Annotated in this window: 22 protein-coding genes; 9 read left to right on the top strand and 13 right to left on the bottom strand. The window is 68.9% G+C overall.

Going from position 1 to position 21336, the window contains the following annotated elements:
* The 4 genes from ACOCEP_RS31120 to ACOCEP_RS31105 form a co-directional block, all read right to left on the bottom strand.
* The gene (locus ACOCEP_RS31120; protein ID WP_482332670.1) at nucleotides 1–816 is read right to left on the bottom strand and encodes a DUF3097 domain-containing protein; all 816 of its coding nucleotides are present in this window, start codon (nucleotides 814–816) and stop codon (nucleotides 1–3) included.
* Nucleotides 817–913: 97 nt separating this feature from the next.
* Entirely contained in the window at nucleotides 914–1804 is an 891-nt protein-coding gene (locus ACOCEP_RS31115) for an aminoglycoside phosphotransferase family protein (protein ID WP_482332669.1), read from the bottom strand.
* Nucleotides 1789–2571, bottom strand: coding sequence for an SCO1664 family protein (locus tag ACOCEP_RS31110; RefSeq protein ID WP_482332668.1), 783 nt, complete (start codon nucleotides 2569–2571; stop codon nucleotides 1789–1791). Before ACOCEP_RS31110 ends, ACOCEP_RS31115 begins: the two co-directional genes overlap by 16 nt.
* Nucleotides 2572–2575: 4 nt before the next feature.
* A complete protein-coding gene (locus tag ACOCEP_RS31105; protein ID WP_465419285.1) occupies nucleotides 2576–3151 on the bottom strand; it encodes a DUF3090 domain-containing protein in 576 nt (191 codons plus the stop codon).
* A gap of 121 nt (nucleotides 3152–3272) precedes the next feature.
* Here ACOCEP_RS31105 and ACOCEP_RS31100 point away from each other — a divergent pair, with 121 nt between their 5' ends.
* Genes ACOCEP_RS31100 through ACOCEP_RS31085 form a run of 4 tightly spaced genes read left to right on the top strand, consistent with a single transcriptional unit; the run spans nucleotide 3273 to nucleotide 7203 of the window.
* A complete protein-coding gene (locus ACOCEP_RS31100) occupies nucleotides 3273–5213 on the top strand; it encodes a S9 family peptidase (RefSeq protein ID WP_482332666.1) in 1941 nt (646 codons plus the stop codon).
* Nucleotides 5210–6097 (top strand): S66 peptidase family protein, encoded by an 888-nt coding sequence (locus ACOCEP_RS31095; protein WP_482332665.1) that lies wholly within the window; start codon nucleotides 5210–5212, stop codon nucleotides 6095–6097. Before ACOCEP_RS31100 ends, ACOCEP_RS31095 begins: the two co-directional genes overlap by 4 nt.
* Before the next feature lie 48 nt (nucleotides 6098–6145).
* Nucleotides 6146–6772: a class I SAM-dependent methyltransferase gene (locus ACOCEP_RS31090; protein ID WP_482332664.1), complete on the top strand. Its 627-nt coding sequence runs from the start codon at nucleotides 6146–6148 to the stop codon at nucleotides 6770–6772.
* 14 nt (nucleotides 6773–6786) lie between these two features.
* On the top strand, nucleotides 6787–7203 hold the full coding sequence (locus ACOCEP_RS31085; protein WP_482332663.1) for a TIGR03668 family PPOX class F420-dependent oxidoreductase: 417 nt from the start codon (nucleotides 6787–6789) through the stop codon (nucleotides 7201–7203).
* Between the two features lie 386 nt (nucleotides 7204–7589).
* On the opposite strand, the gene mptB is transcribed toward ACOCEP_RS31085, so the two are convergent.
* From mptB to ACOCEP_RS31055, 6 genes are all read right to left on the bottom strand, one after another.
* A complete protein-coding gene (gene mptB / locus ACOCEP_RS31080; protein ID WP_482332662.1) occupies nucleotides 7590–9152 on the bottom strand; it encodes a polyprenol phosphomannose-dependent alpha 1,6 mannosyltransferase MptB in 1563 nt (520 codons plus the stop codon).
* 14 nt (nucleotides 9153–9166) lie between these two features.
* Nucleotides 9167–10837, bottom strand: a complete 1671-nt coding sequence (gene nikE, locus ACOCEP_RS31075; protein ID WP_482332661.1) for a nickel ABC transporter ATP-binding protein NikE — start codon at nucleotides 10835–10837, stop codon at nucleotides 9167–9169.
* Nucleotides 10834–11739 (bottom strand): ABC transporter permease, encoded by a 906-nt coding sequence (locus ACOCEP_RS31070; RefSeq protein WP_482332660.1) that lies wholly within the window; start codon nucleotides 11737–11739, stop codon nucleotides 10834–10836. The genes nikE and ACOCEP_RS31070 overlap by 4 nt, the downstream gene beginning before the upstream one ends.
* A complete protein-coding gene (locus ACOCEP_RS31065; protein ID WP_482332659.1) occupies nucleotides 11736–12767 on the bottom strand; it encodes an ABC transporter permease in 1032 nt (343 codons plus the stop codon). Before ACOCEP_RS31065 ends, ACOCEP_RS31070 begins: the two co-directional genes overlap by 4 nt.
* An 8-nt stretch (nucleotides 12768–12775) precedes the next feature.
* Entirely contained in the window at nucleotides 12776–14560 is a 1785-nt protein-coding gene (locus ACOCEP_RS31060) for an ABC transporter substrate-binding protein (protein ID WP_482339853.1), read from the bottom strand.
* Between the two features lie 394 nt (nucleotides 14561–14954).
* Nucleotides 14955–16745: a hypothetical protein gene (locus ACOCEP_RS31055; RefSeq protein WP_482332657.1), complete on the bottom strand. Its 1791-nt coding sequence runs from the start codon at nucleotides 16743–16745 to the stop codon at nucleotides 14955–14957.
* 111 nt (nucleotides 16746–16856) lie between these two features.
* Here ACOCEP_RS31055 and ACOCEP_RS31050 point away from each other — a divergent pair, with 111 nt between their 5' ends.
* From ACOCEP_RS31050 to ACOCEP_RS31040, 3 genes are read left to right on the top strand one after another with little or no spacing between them, the layout of a single operon-like run.
* Entirely contained in the window at nucleotides 16857–17210 is a 354-nt protein-coding gene (locus ACOCEP_RS31050) for a cupredoxin domain-containing protein (RefSeq protein ID WP_482332656.1), read from the top strand.
* Nucleotides 17207–18424, top strand: coding sequence for a hypothetical protein (locus ACOCEP_RS31045; RefSeq protein ID WP_482332655.1), 1218 nt, complete (start codon nucleotides 17207–17209; stop codon nucleotides 18422–18424). Before ACOCEP_RS31050 ends, ACOCEP_RS31045 begins: the two co-directional genes overlap by 4 nt.
* Nucleotides 18421–18567 carry a hypothetical protein gene (locus tag ACOCEP_RS31040; protein ID WP_185927096.1) on the top strand — a complete coding sequence of 49 codons (147 nt, stop codon included), beginning with the start codon at nucleotides 18421–18423 and terminating at the stop codon, nucleotides 18565–18567. Before ACOCEP_RS31045 ends, ACOCEP_RS31040 begins: the two co-directional genes overlap by 4 nt.
* On the opposite strand, the gene ACOCEP_RS31035 is transcribed toward ACOCEP_RS31040, so the two are convergent.
* Together ACOCEP_RS31035 and ACOCEP_RS31030 are read right to left on the bottom strand one after the other, a co-directional pair.
* Nucleotides 18542–19009 (bottom strand): hypothetical protein, encoded by a 468-nt coding sequence (locus tag ACOCEP_RS31035; protein WP_482332653.1) that lies wholly within the window; start codon nucleotides 19007–19009, stop codon nucleotides 18542–18544. The two genes, ACOCEP_RS31040 and ACOCEP_RS31035, sit on opposite strands and share 26 nt — an antisense overlap.
* On the bottom strand, nucleotides 18999–19565 hold the full coding sequence (locus ACOCEP_RS31030; protein WP_482332652.1) for a TetR/AcrR family transcriptional regulator: 567 nt from the start codon (nucleotides 19563–19565) through the stop codon (nucleotides 18999–19001). Before ACOCEP_RS31030 ends, ACOCEP_RS31035 begins: the two co-directional genes overlap by 11 nt.
* Before the next feature lie 93 nt (nucleotides 19566–19658).
* Between ACOCEP_RS31030 and ACOCEP_RS31025 the strand changes: the two genes are divergently transcribed.
* Entirely contained in the window at nucleotides 19659–19943 is a 285-nt protein-coding gene (locus ACOCEP_RS31025) for an antibiotic biosynthesis monooxygenase (protein ID WP_482332651.1), read from the top strand.
* Complete coding sequence (locus tag ACOCEP_RS31020; protein ID WP_482332650.1) at nucleotides 19940–20518, top strand: DUF2867 domain-containing protein; 579 nt, start codon at nucleotides 19940–19942, stop codon at nucleotides 20516–20518. Before ACOCEP_RS31025 ends, ACOCEP_RS31020 begins: the two co-directional genes overlap by 4 nt.
* A 305-nt stretch (nucleotides 20519–20823) precedes the next feature.
* Here ACOCEP_RS31020 and ACOCEP_RS31015 read toward each other — a convergent pair whose 3' ends face one another.
* Nucleotides 20824–21270, bottom strand: coding sequence for a winged helix-turn-helix transcriptional regulator (locus ACOCEP_RS31015; protein ID WP_482332649.1), 447 nt, complete (start codon nucleotides 21268–21270; stop codon nucleotides 20824–20826).
* Nucleotides 21271–21336 lie beyond the last annotated feature (66 nt).

Below are 21336 nucleotides of genomic sequence, written 5' to 3'. Positions count from 1 at the left end.
TCAGGACTCTTCGCCCGGGTCCGAGACGAAGTCGATGAGCCGTTCCACCGCTCCGATCAGCGGCGTTTCCAGATCCCGGTAGCTGCCGACCGCCGCCAGGATCCGCTGCCAGCCCTCCCACGGCTCGCCCCAGCCGAGCGCGTCGCAGACGCCTTGTTTCCACTCCGTGCCGCGCGGGATCTCCGGCCAGGCACGGATGCCGACGACCGACGGCTTCACGGCCTCCCAGATGTCGATGTACGGATGCCCGGTGATCAGCACGTTCTCGTCGCGGATCGCGTCGACGATCCGCGACTCCTTGCTGCCCGCGACCAGGTGGTCGACCAGCACGCCGAGCCGCCGGCCGGGGCCGGTGCCGAACTCGTCGACGCGGTCGGACAGCACGTCCACCCCATCGAGTGGTTCCACCACCACACCTTCGACCCGCAGGTCGTGCCCCCAGACCCGCTCGACGAGTTCCGCGTCGTGCTTGCCCTCCACCCAGATGCGTGAATCGCGGGCGACCCGTGCCTTGAGCCCCTGGACCTGGACCGAACCGGACGCCGAGATCCGCCGCGCCGGGGCCTTCGGGGCCGCCTTCGTGGGAACCAGCGTGACCGGTTTGCCTTCGAGCAGGAAGCCCGCGGGGTTCAGCGGGAACACGCGGTGCTTGCCGTGCCGGTCTTCGAGGACGACGTTGCCGTACTCGATCTTCACGACGGCACCGCAGTAGCCGCTTGCCGGGTCTTCGACCACGAGCCCCGGTTCCGCGGGCACCTCGGGGATCTTCCGCTTGCGCGGGCCGGACAACACGTCGTCGTACGAATGGGAGCGCACGGCGCCCGACGCTAGCGGCGCCCGGGGGCGACGTCTCCCCGCCACGCCGGTCAGGCGGCCATCAAGCGCCCTGCCGACGTCGATCGCAGACTCGGGTTCACCTACAGAATGACAGCATCGCTTCGACGAACGGGGTCCGCTCGCCTCGCTCCAGCGGGCGCATCACGAACAGCGGAGCGAGCGCGACACACCACGCGCGCACCCGTTCGGCGTCGAAATCCGGCAGATGCGGCGCGATCGCGTCGAAGCCGTCTTCGAGTGTCCCGCCGTCGCGCATCGGCAACGTCACCCAGTCCGCCAGATCGAACCACGGGTCGCCGACACTCGGACGCGGGTCGATCGCGACCGCTCCCCGCCCGGGCCCGCCGTCGAGGACGTTGCCCGGATGCAGGTCCCCGTGCACGATCGCGCTCCCGCCCACGGCCGACAGTTCGAGCGCCCGCAGCCGCGCTCGATCCAAGGTCTCCAGCGAGAGCGTGGCCTCGGCCACCGAGCCGCGCAGCCCGCGCTCGGCCAGCCGGTACATGAACACGACCCGGTCTTCCAACGGCGCGAAGTCCGACGGCGGGGCCACCGAGTGGATCTGAGCCATCAGATCGCCGACCTCGGCCCAAGGGACGTTCGCCCCCGCCTCCATCAGCTGCGTGCCGGGCTCGATGCCCTCCAGCAGGATCGCCCCGGCGGCGAGCTCCGCGTCGAGCACCTGCACGACCCGCGAGCAGCCGTCCCATGCCCGCAGCGCGGCGGCTTCCGTTTCGGCGATCGTGCGATCCGGGGTCAGCTTCAGGACCTTCGCCAGGCCGTCGTCCCCGCGACAGATCAAGGTCCGGCCGGTGTTGCCCGGTTTGGCGTCGACGACGGTGAGCCCCCACCGGGCGGACAGCCGCTCCACGAGAGCGGGCAGCTCGTCACACCACGTCGCGACGTCGTCGCCGAACCGCCTGATCAGACGCGCACGCACCTCGTCATCGATCAGAACAACGGCCACGGGATGGCCCGCCAGTCGTCACCCGGCTCGGGGAAGACGCCCTCCGCCAGAAGCAGTTCGGTGCGCTCGGCCAGCGCGCGGATCTCGAAACCGGTGAGGTGATCGCCGAGCGCGTCACCCAGCTCGCCGTCCAGCTTCTCGCGAAGCCCGCGGAGCTTGCCGACCTCGGCCTCGGTCAACCGCTCGCCGATCCAGCCCCAGAGCACCGTCCGCAACTTCGGGTCGGTGTGCAGGCAGATCCCGTGATCCACGCCGTAGATCCGGCCGTCGGCGCCGGCCAGCACATGACCGCCCTTGCGGTCGGTGTTGTTGACCACGATGTCGAGCACGGCCAGCTCCCGCATACCCTTCCGGTCCGCGTGCGCGAGCACCGCGGGCTCGCCGTCGCGATCGTGGGCGTGCAGCACGACACGCCAGTCCTCCGGCAGGTTCTCCGGCGACCGGACGTCGACGAGCTCCTCGTCGGTGGTCTCGATCCACAGCTGCACCATGCCCGGCCCGAACGGCCCGTCGCGCAGCACCGTGGGCGGGATCGCGCCGAGCCCGGCGGCGTCCGCGACCATGGCCGTCGCGACCTCACGGCCGGCGAGCGTCCCGTCCGGGAAGTCCCACAACGGCCGCTCACCCGAAACCGGCTTGTACACGACGTTCCCGCTGACTCCGTCGAGCTCGATCGTGCAGAACAGCGTGACGTTGGAGGCGTCGACGAGCCTGCCTTCGACGTCGATCTTGCCGCGCGTCACCAGCTCCCGCGAAGACTCCTCCACCTCGTCAGTCCTCGAGGACGTCGACGTCGCGCCGGTAGCCGTTCTGCCGCGGGCAGATGTGGCCCGCCGGGTCGAGCGGCTCCGCACACAGCGGGCACGGCTTCCGGCCGGCGTTGACCACCCGGTCCGCCCGTTCGGCGAACGCGCGCGCCGCGCCAGGGCTCAGGAAGACGCGCACGGCGTCCGGCCCTTCTTCGGTGTCGTCCAGAACGACCGTTTCGTCCACCTCGCCCTCCGTCATCGCGAGCAGCTCGATGACGACGGCACTGCTTTCGGCGTCCCAGCCGAGCCCCATCGTGCCGACGCGGAACTCCTCCTCGACCGGAACGGCCAAGGGGTCGACGTCGAGGAGCTCGTCGGGCGCGTCGTCCGGAACGTCCGCGCCGAACCGGCTGGCGACCTCTTCCAGCAGCGAGCTGAGCCTCTCGGCCAAGACCACGACCTGCTGTTTTTCGATCGTCACACTGATCGTGCGGACGTCCTCGGACGCCTGGAGATAGAACGTGCGGTCGCCGGGCTCACCGACGGTTCCTGCGACGAACCGGTCGGGCTGGCGGAAGACGTGGATTACGCGAGACATGGCACCTTTGACCCTAGGCCACGACCCCATGATCGGCATCCGCCGCCCCAAGGTTAAGCCCAGGGCGAAACCGCCGCGCCCCGGGCCGTCACGGGCAAAGGGCCGAACCTAGTCTTCAACCGTGGTTGAGATCGCCCCTTACGGCACCTGGACGTCCCCCCTGTCTGCCGCCGCCGTCGCGGCCTCGGGAGTCAGCGCGCAATGGCTCGATACCGTGGGAAACGAGATCTGGTGGGCCGAAGCGAGAACCGGTGAAGGCGGTCGCGTCACCCTCGTGCGCACTCGCGCCGACGGCACGGTCGAAGACGTCCTCCCCGCTCCGTGGAGCGTCCGGAACCGGGTCCACGAATACGGCGGCAGGCCCTGGCTCGTCCTCGGCGACGTCCTGGTCTTCACCCACTGGGCGGATCAGCGCGTCTACCGCCGGGACCTGACCACCGGCGAGACGACACCGCTGACCCCCGAGCCGGCGACCCGGCACGAGATCCGCTACAGCGATCTACAGCCCGGCCTCCCCGGCGAGGTGTGGCTGGTCCGCGAGCGCAGCACTGGACCCCGGCGCGTCGACATCGCCCGTGACCTCATCGCGGTTCCCCTCGACGGCGGCCCGGAACGGGTTCTGACGGCGAGCCATCACTTCCTCACCGCGCCGCGGCTCTCACCCGACGGCACGCACGCGGCGTGGATCGGCTGGAACCACCCCGCGATGCCTTGGGACGGCACCGAACTGTGCGTCGCCGAACTCGACGAGAACGGCACGTTCGGGCCGCGCCGGGTGCTCGCCGGCGCGGCCGACATCTCCGTCTGCCAGGTCGAATGGGAGTCGGCGGACAGCCTGCTGGCGTTGCTCGACCCGGACGGCTGGTGGAACCTGCACCGCGTCGGGCTCGACGGAGCCAGCACGAACCTGGCCCCGGCCGAACAGGAGATCGGCGGGGCGCAGTGGAAACTCGGCGCGCGCTGGTTCGTCCCGCTCGGCGACGGCAGGTTCGCCGTCATCGCGTCGGGCAGGCTCGCCATCCTCGACGAGACGACGCGGGAAGTGACCCCGGTGGCGGCCGCAGCCGAGCTGACCGCGTGGTCCACCAACGGTTTCGCCGTGCACGAAGGCGCCATCGTCGGAATCGCGGCGGGGCCGAAACGCGAAGGCGCCGTCGTGAAGGTCGGTCTCGGCGGCGGGACGGTGACCGAACTCGCTTCCGCGCCCGAGCCGCCCTCGCCCGCCTACCTGTCGATCCCCGTGGAAAGGGTCTTCACAAACGACGACGGCGACCGGATCCCCGCCTTCGTCCACCTCCCCGCGAACGCCGACTACGCCGCGCCGGACGGCGAACTGCCGCCACTGCTGGTGTACCCCCATGGCGGACCGACCGGCCGGGACAGCGCTGTGCTCGACTACGAGATCGCCTACTTCACCAGCCGCGGGATCGCCGTCGTCACGGTGAACTACGGCGGATCCACCGGCTACGGACGCGCCTACCGTGAGCGGCTGCGGGAACAGTGGGGCGTGGTCGACGTCGCCGACTGTGCCACCGTCGCCGAAGCTCTCGCCGCCGAAGGCACCGTCGACGGCGACAGGCTGGCCATCCGCGGCGGCAGCGCCGGCGGGTACACCTCCGCCGCCTCGCTGACCACCACCACGACCTATCGCGCGGGCACCGTGATGTACCCGATCCTCGACCTCACGCAATGGACCGGCGACGGCGGTGAGACCCACGACTTCGAGTCCCGCTATCTCGACGGGCTGGTCGGCCCGCTGCCGGAGGCCGCGCAGCGCTACCGGGACCGGTCGCCGATCGACAACGCGGGCACTCTCGCCGGCCCTTTGCTGTTCCTGCAAGGGCTGGAGGACGAGATCTGCCCGCCCGAGCAGGCGGACCGGTTCGTGGCCGGGCTGGAAGGGCGCGGCATCGAGCACGCCTACCTGAGGTTCGAGGGCGAGCAGCACGGTTTCCGGAAGGCGGAGACGATCGTGGCCGCGCTCGAAGCGGAGTTGTCGTTCTACGGTCAGATCCTCGGCTTCGAGACGCCCGGCGTGCCGAAGCTCCGGCTGAACCGGTGAGGCCGCCGAAAACGCGACCGGGCGACACGATCGCCTTGGTCGCCCCGGCGGGCCCGGTCCCGCCGGACCTCGCCGAGAAGGCGTTACCGGTGCTCCGCGGCTGGGGCGTCGACGTCCTCGTCGGCGAATGCGTCCGCGCGACCTCCGCCGGCTATCTGTCCGCTTCCGACGAGGCGCGGGCCGCCGAGTTCACCCGCGCCTGGCTGGACCCTGGAGTGACCTGCGTCCTCGCCGCCCGCGGCGGCTACGGCTCGCAGCGGATGCTCGACCTGCTCGACTGGCCGGCGCTGAAGGCGGCCGGCCCCAAGACGTTCGGCGGATCGAGCGACGTCACCGCGCTGCACCAGGCGGTGAACGTCCACTTGGGACTGGAGACGCTGTTCTCCCCGATGCCCGCCACCACTCTTTTCGACGCGGTGGCCGCCGAACATCTGCGGCTGTCGTTGTTCGAACCCGACAGCGCCCGGCTGATCGCCTCGCCGACGTCGTCGCCATTGGTGCCCGGCACCGCGACCGGAACGCTCGTCGGCGGCAACCTCGCCCTCGTCGCGGCGGGCCTGGGCACGCCCGAGCAGGGCTTGGGACGTGAGGCGCTCGTGCTGTTGGAGGACGTCACCGAGAGCCCGTATCGGATCGACCGGATGCTGACCCAACTGCTGCGCTCCGGCTGGCTCGACGGAGTTCGAGGCTTCGTGCTGGGCTCGTGGAGGTCCTGCGGTGATCCGGAGGCGATCCGTGCCCTGATGCTCGACCGCCTCGGCCCGCTCGGTGTACCGATCGCCTGGGAGTTCGGAGCCGGGCACGTCCCGGCGTCGCCGACCATCCCTCTCGGCGCACGGGCCACCCTCGACGCCGACGCGGGCACGCTGCAGATTTTGCCATAACGGCAACGGAACTTGCGGAACCGGCCGCAACGGAGGCATCTTGCGGTCATGGATGCCACACAGCAGTTCTGGGAAGACTTCTACCGGGACAAGGATCAGGTCTGGAGCGGGAAGGCGAACCCGATCCTGGTGAACGAGGTCGCCGCGCTCACACCGGGGACGGCGCTCGATCTCGGCTGCGGCGAGGGCGGCGACGCCATCTGGCTGACGCAGCAGGGCTGGCGGGTCACCGCCGTCGACATCTCGGACGTCGCGCTCCAGCGCGCCGCCGCACACGCGGCCGAGGCCGGCGCCGAAGGCATCGTCTGGGAGCGCCACGACCTGGCGAAGTCGTTCCCGGAAGGGCGCTTCGACCTCGTCTCCGCACAGTTCTTCCACTCCCCCGTCGCGGACGACGGCGAGCGCGACAAGGCGCTCCGCCGCGCCACGGAAGCCGTCGCGCCGGGCGGCACGCTGGTGGTCGCGGGCCACGCGGGCTGGCCGACGTGGCTGGAAGAACCGCCGCACAAGGACGTCCACTTCCCGACCACCGACGAGGTGCTCGAATCGCTGGCACTGGCCGAGGGCGAATGGACCGTGGAACGACAGGAGCTGATCACCCACGACTTCCCCGGACCGGAAGGCCAGCACGGAACGCGTTCGGACAACGTGCTCCGCGTGCGACGCTCGGCCTAGGTACCGTCTTCGGCATGCGGATGACGCCTGCCGAAGCCAGGTCGCGGTTCGAGGGCGAGCGGATCGCGAGGCTGGCGACGACCGGTTCGGACGGCGTGCCCCATGTGGTGCCGGTGACGTTCGTTCTCGAGGGCGACTCCGTGGTGTTCGCGATCGACCACAAACCCAAGAGCACCACGGCGTTGCGGCGGTTGAAGAACATCGCGGAGAACCCGGCGGTCAGTTTTCTGACCGACCATTACGACGAAGACTGGGCCGGACTGTGGTGGACCCGGGCCGACGGTCTCGCCCGGGTGCTGACCGATGCCGACGAGCAGGCTTTACCGGCGCGGCTGCTGCGGGAGAAGTATCCGCAGTACGAGGCGCAGCCTCCCCCGCATGCCGTGGTGACCACGCTCGTTCACACATGGAGCGGGTGGCGCGCTTCCTGAGCTTCTTTGGCCGTGTTGCCGTTTCGCGGCAACACGGCCGTCGCCATGCCGTATAGGTCGTTATACACTTTGGTGAGGTTCCGTGAAGGCCTCCTTGAGGGACTCTGGGTCCCTCAAGGAGGCCTTCACGGACTTGATGATCGCCACGTGCGTCCCACATGCAACAGCAGTAACAGCGGCTGCGCGTGAAGGACCCCTTCACGCGGCTCAGCCGAGGGAAGGGGCCCTTCACGCGGCTCAGCCGAGGAAACTCGCCCTTCGCGACCGCGCCGCCCTCCCCTGGCGATGTCCCCAATGTGGCATTGGGGACACTCAGCGGCTCCAATGCCACATTGGGGACACCGAACGAACCGGAAGGCTCCCGCCCCCCAAACCCAGGTACGAATTCAGGAGGACCGAGGAGCCTCAGCGGGCAGGAACTGCTCAACCGGCTTCCCCCGCCAAGCGGCGATGATCCCCAGCGGATCCGGCCGCAGCAGCGAAGCGGCCGCGTACACACTCGCCGCGACGACGCCCGCCATGAACCACCAGTCGTACAGGGCCTGCTCCCCCGTCGGGTAGTAGACCAGCGTCACGAACACCGACACCGCGACGACCACCGCGAGGTTCCGGCGGCGCCATTCGAAGGCCGACAGGACCACGAAACCCCAGGTCAGGTACCACGGCAGCGAGGGCGGCGGGACGATCGCGCCGGCCAGCAGCACGATCGCCATCCGGTGGATCGCCGGGTAGCCGCCGTCGCGGGCGAGCCACCACTGCCAGCCGGCGAAGACGAACAGCCCGACCATCGCGATCGCCCGGAACACCGTGACGAACGGCGAGACCTCGACGTCGATCACCAGGTTCACCAGCGAGTAGAAGATCTCGCCGATCCCGGTCGGGAAGTTCATCCAGTTCGCGATCAGCGTCGGCGCCTTGAGGCCGGTCAGCCAGCCCAGGTTGACCGAGCCGAGCGAGAGCCAGGTGCCCGCGACGAACACCGGCAGGAAGATCCCGACCGACGCGGCGCCCGCGCGGAAGAAGTTGACCACCTTCCGGTCGCCGGGCAGGTGGTTCGCCCACACCCAGACCAGGAACGGCAGGGCCCACGCCGCGGTGGGCTTGATCAGCATGCCGATGGTGACCAGGACGATCGCGAGGACGTGCTTGCGCTCCAGCGCGGCCAGCACGCCGACGGTGAGGAAGCCCAGCATCAGCAGGTCGTTGTGCGGTCCGCCGACGAGATGGATCACCGTCATCGGGCTGGCGATGGCGAGCCACAGCGTGATCGGCAGCTTGCCGCCGAGGTGCTTGACCAGCCGCGGCAGCGACCACAGCATCCCCACCAGGCCGAGCATCAGGACGAGCCGGGTCGCGATGACGCCGGCGATCATGTCGTTGCCGGTGACCGAGACGATCCCCTTGGCGACCAGCAGGAACAACGGGCCGTACGGCGCGGGCGTGGTCTGCCACAGCGGATGGACGTTCTGCACGACGTCCGGCAGCACGGACAGCTCGGCCGGGCCGTTGGCGTACGGGTCGAGGCCGTTGAGCAGCTGCGCGCCCTGCGCGAGGTAGGAGAACACGTCGCGGGTGAACAGCGGCGGCGAGACCAGCAGGGGCGCCATCCAGCAGGCGGCGGCGATGACGATCGGCCGGCTGCCGATGCGGCCCGCGAGCGCGTAGCGGCCCAGCCGGACCCACGCCCAGATGATCAGCGCGAAGCCCGTGTAGAGCACCACGTTGGCGAGGATGCGGCCGTGGCCGTAGCGGATCCACGACAGCGGTCCGTGCCCCAATATCGGGTCACGGACGAGAGTGCCACCGGCACCGAGCGCCGCCAGCATCAGCAGCGTGCTGCCGATGGTTCCCATCGCGATGGTGCGGTACGGGAACCGGGATGGCACCCGGAGCCGCTCGCCGAGGGAACCGGCCGAGGGCGTCTGCTGGGGGTCTGTCGTGGTCGCCATTTCGAGATTGGAGGTTACACACCGCGCCTGTGCGAGTGCGCGGCAATGGGGGTTTCCCGCGCCGTTCCACCGGGCAACGCGGCCAGCAGCGACTTCGTGTAGTCGTGCTTCGGGTCCAGCAGGACCTCTTCCACGGTACCGACCTCCACCAGCTCCCCGCGATACATCACGGCGACCCGGTCGGCGATGTTCCAGGCCAGCCCGAGGTCGTGGGTGATCACCAGCCCGGCGAGTCCCAGTTCACGCCGCAGGCGCAGCAACAGCGCGAGGATCTCCCCTCGCACCGACGCGTCGAGCGAAGCCACCGGTTCGTCGGCGACGATCACGCCGGGGTCCAGCGCGAGCGCGCCCGCGATGACGACCCGCTGCCGCTGCCCGCCGGAAAGCTCGTGCGGAAGCCGGTCGAGGAACTTCTCCGCGGGCCGTAGCTCGGCCGCTTCGAGGGCCTTCGTGACGATTTCGTGCTCGTTCGCGCCCATTCCATGGATGCGCGGGCCTTCCGCGACGGCCTCGTACACCGTGTGGTTCGGGTTCAGCGCGCTCGTCGGGTCCTGCAGCACGAGCTGGACCTGCCGCCGGTACGCCTTGAGCCCGGCGCCACCGAGCGGGACCGGCTTGCCGTCGTATCGCACCGCGCCGGAATCGGGTTTCTGCAGCCCGAGCAGCGTCCGGGCAAGCGTCGTCTTGCCGGAGCCGGATTGGCCGACGAGCGCGACGATCTCGTCCTTCCGCACCTGCAAGCTCACCCCGGCGACGGCGTTGATGCGCTTGCCGGTGCGATCGCGGAAGCTGACGCGCAGGTCTTCGGCCTCCAGCAACGCGGGCTGGTCGGCACTGCGTTCCGGTTCGGGCGGCAGCGGTGTGCTGGTCGCGGGAGCGAACCGGGACACCGGGTCGCCGACGGTCGGGAACGCGGCCGCCAGCGCCTTGCTGTGTTCGTGGTGCGGCGCGCTCATCAGCTCGGCACTCGGCCGTTCCTCGACGATCTCGCCGTCGTACATCACCGCGATCCGTCGGCAGGTGGCGGCGAGTACCGACAGGTCGTGACTGATCATGATCAGCCCGATCCCCTGCTCGACGACCAGCCTGCCCAGCAGGTCCAGCACCTGTGCCTGGACGACCACGTCGAGCGCGGTCGTCGGCTCGTCCGCGATGATCAGCCGCGGCGAACAGGCCAGCGCCATCGCGATCATGACGCGTTGCTTCTGGCCGCCGGACAGCTCGTGCGGGTACGCGCCGGCGCGGCCGGGCGGAAGGTCGACCTGTTCGAGCAGTTCCTTGACCTTGGCCTGGATCTCGCCGTCCGACAGCGCCTTGCCACCGGGTGGGTGCAGGCGGATCGGCTCCGCGATCTGCTCGCCGATCTTCCGCACCGGGTTGAGCGCGTGCATCGCGCCCTGGAACACGACCGAGGCCTCGGCCCAGCGCACCGCGCGCAGCCTGCCCCACTTCATCGCCGTGACGTCTTCGCCGTCCAGCAGGATCTCGCCGCTGACCTTCGCCGACCGCGGGAGCAGCCGCAGCACGCTCATCGCGACCGTCGACTTCCCCGACCCCGACTCCCCCGCGACGCCCAGGGTGTCACCGGGTTCGAGCACGAGGTCGACGCCGCGGACCGCAGCGACCTCGCCGCTTCCGGTGAAGTAGGTGACGCCGAGGTTCTTCAGTTCCAGCAAGGGGCTCATGAGTGCTGTCCCTTCAGGCGCGGGTTCAGCACGGTCTCCAGCGCGCGTCCGACGAGGGTGAAGGCGAGGACGACCACGACGATCGCGACACCCGGCGGCAGCAGGTTCCACCAGGCGCCCTTGCTGATCGCGCCGTTGTTCAAGGCGGTCTGCAGCATGGCTCCCCAGGAGACGGTGTTCGGGTTGCCGACGCCGAGGAACGCCAGCGTCGCGTCCGCGATGACCGCGTTGCCCACGACGAGCGTGGTGTTGGCCAGCACGAGCGGCATGACGCCGGGAAGGACGTGCTTGCCGACGATGTGCAGGTGACCGCCGCCGAGGGCCTTCGCGCGCTCGATGTACGGACGGCCCTCGATCGTGAGGGTCTGCGCGCGGACCAGGCGCGCGGTACTGGGCCAGGCGGTGACGCCGATCGCGATGATCACCGTCATCGTGCCCTGATCCAGCACGGAGGCCAGCGCCACCGCGAGGACGAGCGACGGCAGCACCAGGAAGAAGTCCGTGAACCGCAACAGGAGCCCGGACAGCCAGCCGCCGAAATGCGCGGCCGCGATCCCGATGACGGTGCCGATCAGCACCGAGAGGAACGCCGCCGAGAAGCCGGTGAGCAGCGAGATCCGCGCTCCCCAGAACGTCATCAGCAGCACCGAACGGCCATCGATGTCGGTGCCCAGCCAGAACTCTCCGCTGGGCGGGTCCAAGGAAGTGCCTTCGGCCTTGGTGACGTCGAGACCGGACTCGTCCGAGATCACCGGCGCGAGGATGGCCAGCACGGTGAGGATGCCGAGGAAGGCCAGCCCGAAGACGCCGGCTTTGTTCGTCGTGAACTCGTGCCAGCGCTTCGCCACGGCCTCACGGCGACGGCGCCAGACGATCGAACCGGGTTTCTCCGCTGTGGTCATGCCGTCCGCACCCTGGGGTCGAGCACGCGGTAGAGCAGCTCCGCGAGCAGGTTCATCAGCACCACCGCGCCGGCAAGGGTGACGAAGACTCCTTGCAGGACAGGCAGATCAGGTCCGCGGAGCGCTTCGTAGAGCAATTGCCCGAGCCCCGGCCAGCTGAACACGGCCTCGACCGAGACCGCGCCCGAGACGACCATGCCGAACTGCATGAAGACCAGCGTCACCGTCGGGAGCAGGGCGTTGGGCACGGCGTGCCGTTTGCGGACCAGGTCGTCGCGCAGGCCCTTGGCCCTGGCGGTGGTGAGGTAGTCCGAGTTCATCTCGCCGATCAACGAAGACCGCATGACCAGCATGTACTGCGCGTAGAACACCACCAGCAGGGTCACGCACGGCAGCACCAGATGGTGGAGGACGTCGAGCCCTTCGCTGAAGAAGCCCGGCTCGACGTCCGGCGAATGCATGCCACGGCTGGGAAAGAGCCCGTTGGAGGCCACCAGCAGCATGAGCCCGAGCCAGAACTGGGGAACCGACCACAGGGTCAGCGCGATCCCGGTCTGGACCTTGTCGAACCTGCTCCCCCGCCGCCAGCCCGCGCGGATGCCGAGCCACAGGCCGAGCGCGACCGCGAGCACCGTCGCGCTGCCGACAAGCAGGATCGTCGGCCACAACCGTTCGCCGATCATGTCGAAGACCGGCCGCCGCTGCAGGTACGAGACGCCCATGTCGCCCTGGAGCAGGCCGACGACGTAGTCCCAGAACTGTTGCAGCAGCGGCTTGTCCACGCCCATCTGCGCGCGCAGCTCCGCCATCATCTTCGGATCGGTCGGCCGGTCGCGGACCATGAACCGCACGGGATCACCGGGCAGCGTCCGGAACAGGAAGAACCCCAGCACGACGACGAGCGCCAGGCTCGCCAGCGCGCCGCCGATCTTGGAGAGCACGAACCGGGCGGTGCCGGTCCCGCCCCGGCGCTCGTCGGGATCGCCGAGCGCCGGGGGCTTTTCGAGGGAACTGAGTGCTTCGGTCAACGCTGCTCTTACTCCCGGTCGTCGGCCGACTTGCCGCGCCGCCCGAGCAGCACGCCGCCGCCGACGAGCACCACGAGCACGACCGCGCCGATGCCGATCCACAATCCGGTGTTGCTGCTTTCCTCGGCACCCGCCGCGGCCGCGTCGGCCGGGGTGGCGCCGTAGACGCCCCAGTAGCCGGACTGCTCGAGGATCGCGCCGTCGGGCTGCGGCTGCTTGGTGAACGAGGAGAACTTGTCCGAGCGGTAGGCCTCGAGCACGTTGTCGTAGTCGAGGACGACGTCGACGTACTCGCCGGCCAGCACGGCCTGCGCCTGCTTGACGAGCTCGGCGCGCTTCGCCGGGTCGAACTCGGTCAGCTGCTTCTTGTACAGGTCTTCGTAGCGCGGGTCGCAGAAGAACGTCGCCGAGCTACCGCCGTTGCCCTCGGCGTTCGGGCGGCCGGCGCAGGTGTTCAGGCTGAGCGCGTAGTCCGGGTCCGGCGAGGTGCCGTAGCCGGAGATCGCGAGGTCGTAGTTGCCCGCGGTGGTGCGGTCGTCCAGTTCGTCGTCGGACACGAGTTCCTGCTTGACGCCGATACCGACGTCCTTGAGCCAGCCGCTGACGAACTGCGCGACACGCTGGTCGAAGGGCCGGTTCGCGTGCCCGGCGAGGCGGAACTCCAGCTTCGCACCACCGGGGGCGACGCGGATGCCGTCCGCGCCCTTGGCGTAGCCCGCCTGGTCGAGCGTGGCGTTCGCGGCCGCGATGTCGAACTTGGTCTTCTCGGCGTCCGACGGAGACCAGGTGTAGGCCTTGTAGATCGCCGGCACGACACCCGTGCCGGGCTGGCCGTAGCCGTTCATCACCTTTTCGACGATGGTGTTGGTGTCGACGGCCTGCGCGATCGCCTTGCGGACGCGGACGTCCTTCAGGATCGGGTTCCCGTCACCGATCGGCTGGTCGAGCACGTTCTTGACGCCGAAGTTGATGATGAGCTCGTTGTACCGGCGGCCAGGAGCCTTGTTCGTCGTGATGTTCTTCTCGCCCTTGAGCGCGTCGAACTGCGTCGGCGTGAGCCGGTTGATGACGTCGACCTCGCCCTGCTTCAGCGCGTTGACCGCGGCCTCGGCGTCCTTGAACTGCAGCAGCTGCAGCTCGTCGACCTTGGGCGCCCCGCGCCAGTAGTCCTTGTTCGCCTTGAACTTCACGAACTCGTTCTTCTTGTACTCGGTCAGCAGGTACGGCCCGCTGCCGACGCCGACCACGGCCATCTCGTCGGTCGAGGGGGCGTTGAGATCCTTGATCGGCTCCCAGATGTGCTTGGGCACGATCGGGACGTCGAGCGAGGTCATGCTCGACTGCGGGGCCTTGGTCTTGATGACGAGCGTCTTGTCGTCCGGCGCCGAAACCGAGGCGAAATTGGTGACGTAGCTGCCGTTCGCGGTGCGGGCGTTCTCGTCGTCGAGCATCCGCTGGAAGGTGTACGCGGGGTCCTGCGCGGTGATCGGCTTGCCGTCGGACCACTTCATCCCCTGACGGATGGCGAAGGTCCAGGTGAGCTTGTCGTCGGAGGTCTTCCACGACTCCGCGATCCCGCCCGTGGGCTGGGTGTCCTCGGCCGAAGGCAGGGTCAGGAACTCGTAGTTGAACCGGCCGACCTGGGTCGACGCCGCCAACTGGGCGGTGAAGGGGTTCAGGTGGTCGATGCCGGTCGTGAGCGCCACCCGGAGGACCTTGCCCTGCTGCTGCGCCGCCGCGGCGGGCACGAAAGGCACCGTCGCGACCGCCGAAGCGGCGAGGACCGCGACCACGCGAAGACCGCGCCGTCGCCTGGGAAAACGCTCTGTGCGCACGAAGACCACCCCATCGAAACTCGCTGTAACCCAACCCCCAAGGCGGAAAAGTAACCACATGTCGCGGTAACCGCGCAATGACTCGCCAATACCGATCGTGCACAGCGGATGCCGTCGCGTGGTCGACCGCTACTTTAAGTCTTTCTGGCGTCGCACTGCGTCACCGTTCCGGCGCGCGAAACGCCCACACGTGCGGTGTCCTGGGTATTCAAGGGAAGCGGCCTTGCAAAAGCCTTGCGCGCGATGATGCCCAATCGATACGTGCGACGAAGTGGGAGCAAAGCGTTTCGTCCTCTAGTTGCGGTAGTTGCACGTGCAAGTACCGCAACTAGAGGACGAAACGCGGGGGACGTCAGCCGACGGAGACCTCACGCCGTCGCGCGGTGGCCGCGGCCGCGTAGAGCCACGCGAACAGCGCCCACATCCCGGCGAAGATGAGCCCGACGGTCACGTACGCGACCGTCCACAGCACGGCGGGCGTGTCCGACTTCCGCTCTCGTTGCAGGAACTCGATCTCCGACATGAACGGGCGCGTGCCGGACGTCGCGTCGATCGACGGCGCGTTCGCGGCCGGGTCGGCGGGCGCGTAGATCGGGGCCAGCCCCATCACCCGGTTCGGGACGTGCACCCGGATCCCGGTCTTCCACTGGCCGAACACCGGCAGCGGCTGGGCGGTGCGGTACACCCCGTCGCCGATCTTCTCCAGCGGCGCGGTGAAGAAGTCGCCGCCCTGCCACGCGAAACCGTTGAGCCACACTGCGTCGTCGGCCAGGTCCGGCCGTGAGATCGTCACCGTCGCGTCGACCCAGCGCGGTGTGCCGCCACCGTGCGGATTCGAGATCGGCAGCCCGGTCGCGGCCTCGGTCAGCCGGACGTCCGCGGTGAACCCCGGCTCCGGATCGGCCGGGACGGCGACCGACGACATCAAGGCGACCGCGCCCAGCGCGCCGACGAGCCCGACCACGTGACGAGGCCCCGCCGCGGGCACCCGCGTCGCCGTCTCCTCCACCCGCTGGTACTGCCAGACCCCGATGAACGCGCCCGCGAGCGCCGCGCCGGTCCCGAACAGGACGAACAGCGGCAGATGCGCGGTGGGCCAGGGATTCGGCATCAGCCAGCGGGTGAACGCCGCCTCGGCGAGAATTCCGGCCGTCCCCACGAGCAGACCGGCGACGGCGGCGAACGTGTAGCCCTGCCGGTTGCGCATCGCGAAGGCGACGACCTCGATGATCACCGCTTCGGCGACGTACGGCAGCAGCGACGCCACGTGCAGGTCGGCGAACAACGGGATCACGGCGAACGAAGCGCGAGAGGCAAGGAACACCGCGAGCACGATCAACGCGCCGCCCGGCCCCCAGGACAGCCGCCCGTAGGTCAGCGTCCAGGCACCGATGAGGCCGACGAGCACGACCTGCGACAGCATCGGGAACTGCGGGACGCCGAGGTCGAACTCCATCAAGAATGCCGAAGCACCCATCATCCAGGCACCGGCGAGCACCGGGCCGAGCAGGCGCACGACCGGCCCGGTCGCACCGGCCTGCCGGGCCTCGCCGAGCAGCAGTTGCAGACCGAGCACGACACAAACGCCGCCGCCGATCATCAGGACGTGCGTCGGCCCCCACTCGGTCACGTCCTGGCCGAACAGGCGGTGCCAGACGTCGTCGAGCGGGAAGCCCGCGATGCCGACCAGACCGGTCGCCATCATCTGGATGGAGCCCATCGGCGCCCGCCAGTGCGGACCGATCTTGAACGTGCGCGCGGGCAGATCCTTCGTCGCGAGGGTCGCGCTGAGCACGCCGCTGGCGAAGATGCCCATCAGTCCGAAGTAGATCGGGTAGTGCGACGGGTTCGCGAGCGGACCTTCGTCGCGACCGAGCTCCATGTGGATCGGCACGTCCCAGTAGACGCCGATGAGCGCCGACATCCCGGAGAGGAAGGCGACGAACATCGGCAGCGCCGCCCAGCGCGGCAGACCGGTGAGCCCGGCCATCCAGTCCGCGACGCGACCGAAGACCGTCCGCTTCCCCGCGCGCTCCCGAAGCACGAACAGGGCCAGGGGCAGGAAGACCGCGGTGAACATCAGGCCCGCGATGACGATCTGCCCGAATTGCGCGCCGCCGGCAGGCGGGCTCTCCTGAGCCATGAACACCGTGCTCGCCTTCCTGCTAACCTGAGTAACTGTTACCTTGGGGTAACACGATAGGCGCAAGGTTCCGGCCGGGCAAGCCGGGGCGTACGACTTGGAGGCACCTCGATGCGGAGGATCGGCGGGCTCACCGTGGCCGCACTGCTGGCTTTGACCGGCTGTTCGGGAACGGCGCAGGACCCGGCGCCGGGCACCGGCACCCGGACCGTCAAGTTCTCGATCACCGAGGGCAAGCGCACGGCGGGCCCCGAGGAGGTCGCGGTGCGCACCGGCGAGAACGTCACGCTCGAAGTCACCTCCGACCAGCCCGACGAACTGCACGTCCACGGCTACGACAAGGCCGCCCAGCTGACACCCGGGGTTCCGGGGACGGTCGCGTTCACCGCGAACATCGACGGGATCTTCGAGGTGGAACTGCACAAGAGCGGCGCGGCGGTGACCAAGCTCCGGGTGAGCGGATGATCCTGGCGCACGGTCTCGGCGGCCGGTCCGATCTGCCGGTTCCGCTGTGGCTCGCGCTTTACGCGGGAGCGGGCGCGGTCGTGGTCTCCTTCTTCGCGCTCACCGTGCTGTGGAAGCAGCCCAAGCTCCGTGGCGCCGACGCCGGCCGCCCCCTCCCCCTGCAACGGTTCGTCGACTCCGGGTTCTCGCGAATCGCGACGCGTGTACTCGGTGTCGTGCTGTTCGCGGGGTTCCTGGCGATGGCGTGGGCCGGGCCCGGCAACTCGGCCGACAACCCCGCTCCGGCATGGTTCTACGCGTGGTTCTGGGTCGGCCTGGTCCCGCTGTCGCTTCTGTTCGGCCCGGTCTGGCCGCGGTTGAATCCACTGAGGACGGTCGCGGCCCTGATCCCCGCGCGGCATCGCGAACTCCCCGACCGGCTGGGCTACCTGCCCGCGATCGTTGGCCTCCTGGCTTTCCTTTGGCTAGAACTGGTGTTCCCGCATTCCGACTCGCCGCGGGCGATCGCCCTGTTCGCCACCGTGTATGCCGTTATACACATCTCTCTCGGCGCGGTGTTCGGTCCGCTCTGGTTCGACCGCGGTGACGCCTTCGAGGTCTACGCGCGCTTGATCGCGGCGCTTTCCCCGTTCGGCAGGCGGACGGATGGGCGCCTGGTGATCAGGAATCCGCTGGACGGCCTGCTCACCGTCTCCCCCGCGCCGTGGCTGACCGCGCTGGTGCTGGTGGTGCTCGGCTCGACGGCGTTCGACGGCCTCACGCGGCTTCCGTTCTGGACGTCACTGGACGCCGGTGTCCTCGGCGGCACCGCGGGACTGGCGGCCTGTATCGCGCTCACCTACGGCGCCTATGCGGGCGCCATCAGCCTGACCAGGCCGTATCTGCGCCGGGGATTCGACCCGTATCCGGCGTTCGCGCCGTCGTTGATCCCGATCATGGTCGGCTACACGATCGCGCATTACTTCTCGTTCGCCGTGTTCTCGGGGCAGCAGGGTTTCGGCCGCGCGATCGACTACACGGTCGTGTCGACCGGCGTGATCGCGTTCGTGCAGATCGCCGGGATCGTCGCCGGGCACGTGCTGGCCGTAACCTCGGCCCATGACCGTTCCGTCGGCGTGCTTCGCGCGAACTACGTCAAGGTGGGCCAGTACCCCATGCTGGCGCTGATGATCGGCTACACCGCGCTCGGGATCGCGCTGGTCTCCGGCTCATGACCAGCGCGGCGCGGGTGGTGATGATGCACCAGGGCGGCTGGGACGAGATCCTGATCTTCGTCGGCCCCGTGGTGATCATCGGGCTGCTCATCTATGTCGCGCGCAAGCAAGTGCCGACTACGCCGGAGGATGAGGACGACTGAGGGGGACGTAGTCACCTCCGGCCAGTGCGGCGGCGAGCTCAGGGTGCGTGGACGCGCTTCCTGCGAAGCGACCTTGCACGACACGGATGTAGGCGCCGTCCAGAGGAAAGACGAGCACGAACTTCGACCTGTCGTTTCCCCGCAGGACCGCTCCGTTTCTCAGGTTGTCGAGGAACTCGATGATGGCGCGCTCGATCTCCTCCGCGAAATCACGCTGATCGTCCCGCGTCAGGTCGTACAGGTCGGTGTCGATGTCGTAGGTGGCGCGTTTGCCGGTCACGGGGTCCAGCGCCTCGAACGCCAGCCCGAGCCACCGGCGCGGCTCGACGTCCACGACGGCCTGCCAGCCCGAGCCGCTGAGCTCCCATCTCGATTCCGCGGCCTTCACCGCCTGAAGCTCGCGCAGGAAAGCCAGGAGCCGGTGGCCCGCCTCAAATTCCATGACCAGGCCTGGCGCCGAGAAGGAGCGCACCGGCCAGCTCGGTGACCTCTTCCCGAGTACGGCCGCCGTGGTCCGCGGCCATGAAGTGCTTGCCGATCAGGAGCGAGAACGCGAGCAGACAGCGGGCTTCGACCTCGTCCTCGTCCGTGACGATCTCGCGCATGAGGGAACGCAGGTAGTCCATGCGCTGGTTGTCGACCCGCCGGAGCCGCTCGGCCACCACCGCGTCGCGCCGGGCCCAATCCCGGATGGCCAGATCGATCGGCAGGAGACGATCGCCGGCGAGCAGACCCGCGCGCCGGATCTTCGCCCTGGCGTCGCCGCCTTCGCTCTCCACGCTCTCGAAGAGGAGCTCCGTGCTCATCCGCTCCCAGGTGGCGAGCATTCCCTCCAGCAGCGCGCCCCGATCGGCGAAATGACCGTAGAAACCGCCTTTGGTGACTCCCAGGGTTTTCGCGAGCGCCTCGACGCGCACGGCGCCGGGACCTCCGGCGGCGAGTGCGTGCAGCCCCGCGTCGATCCAGGCGCTCGGCGGGGTCCGGGTTTCGGCGGCCATGGGATCACCGTATCTCCCGTCACTTCGGCACCACGCGGACGATATATACGCTACCGTATAGATGGCGGAAGTTCACTGGGAGGAACAACGACGATGACTGTCGGATTCGTGGCCACGCATTACCCGCACACCGATCACCATGACGAATTCGTCTCGCGAGTCCGGCGAGTCGCCGACGTCTTACGCTCCACTCAGGGCTGTCTCGCCGCCGAATGCTGGGTGACCGCCGCGGGCGACGCCGTGGTGTCGATCGTGCGCTGGGAATCCGAGGCGGCACAGGCGGCCTCGATGCGCGCCCTGGGATCGGCGGACGTGGACGTCGCTTTCGACGACCGCGAGGTCCGGCCGCGCGAGATCGTCCAGCTGGTGTCGGCATGAAACTCGCGAACACGGCCCACAGCACCCGCTCATGGCGGATCCACGAAATCGCCGGCGACTTCGACCTCGAAGACGTCTGGGCGCTCGAAACACCGGGCGGGCCGGACGATTTCGGCAAGCTGGTGAAGCAGTTCTCGTCGGGGAACTTCCCGGACGGGGCGGCACTCCCCGTCCGGGCGCTGTGGGCACTGCGCTGGAAGCTCGGCGCCCTGCTGAGGCTGGACAAGCGAAACACCGGCCTCGACACCCGGGTGGGATCGCTCCGCGGCAAGCTGCCGGAAGACCTCCGCGGCACACCCACCGGCCCGGACGACGACTGGCTGCCCTTCACCCCGCTGTACCGGCTCGACGACGAATTCGCCGCCGAAATGGCGAACCGGACCATGCACGGGGTCCTGCACATCGCTTGGGTCGAGGACGGGCAGGGTGGATATCGCGGTCAGATGGCGGTGCTGGTCAAACCCAACGGGCTCTTCGGCCGGGCGTACATGGGATTCATCAAGCCGTTCCGGTACGCGATCATCTATCCGGCGCTCCTGCGGATGATCGCGCGGGAATGGGCCGCCCGCTCCTGACCCGACCTCATGAGTGGCCAGGACGGTTCTCTTGAGCCGTAGGGCGAAGGTGTCCTGTCGGGTGACTCGCGCTCGGGGGTGCTCGGCGAGGTGAAGGGAGCTTTCCCCTCATCGCACGCGAGGAAAGTCCCCTTCGCCACAGGTGGCGCGGTCCTTCTGGGCGCCGGAAGGCTCGGACACGTCGCGAAAGCCACTTTCGCGACGCCTGATGTCCCGAAAGTGGCTTTCGCGACACCGAAGCCCGCACCCAGCGAGCACCCGAACACGCCACATTTGCCCTACGGCTCAATAACCTTCTTGACCACTCACGAGGACTTGCCGCGACGGCTGCTCCGCACCAGCGTCATGTCCTTCTCCCGCACCGGTTCGCGACAGTGCGCGCAGACGGTCTCCGGCGCGAGGACCTCGCCGCACGCATGCCGCCACACCGTCGGCGGCGGCCCCTCGGTGACGTACGCGTCACCCCACGCCATGAGGTTCAGCAGCACATGGTTGAGGGCGTGCCCCGCCTCGGTGAGCACGTACTCGTAGCGCGGCGGATGCTCCTCGTAGAGCCGTTTTTCGAGGATTCCCGTCTCGACGAGTTTTCGCAGCCGCGCGGTCAGGATGTCCCGGCTCGCCCCGGTGTTGCGGACGATCTGGTCGAACCGCCGCGCACCGAAGAACACTTCGCGCAGCGCGAGCAGGCTCCAGCGCTCCCCAATCACCTCCATCGCGTTGGCGATCGAGCAGTCCCTCGGCCCTTCGGTCATGAGACCAGCGTAAACCCAGTGAGTCTTGATTTCCAACCGACTCGATGCCACAGTGAGTTGGAGATC

The organism is Amycolatopsis sp. CA-211722 (assembly GCF_056828465.1).
Note: the sequence above shows the minus strand (reverse complement) of the source record. Positions and strands in the feature narration are given on the sequence as shown.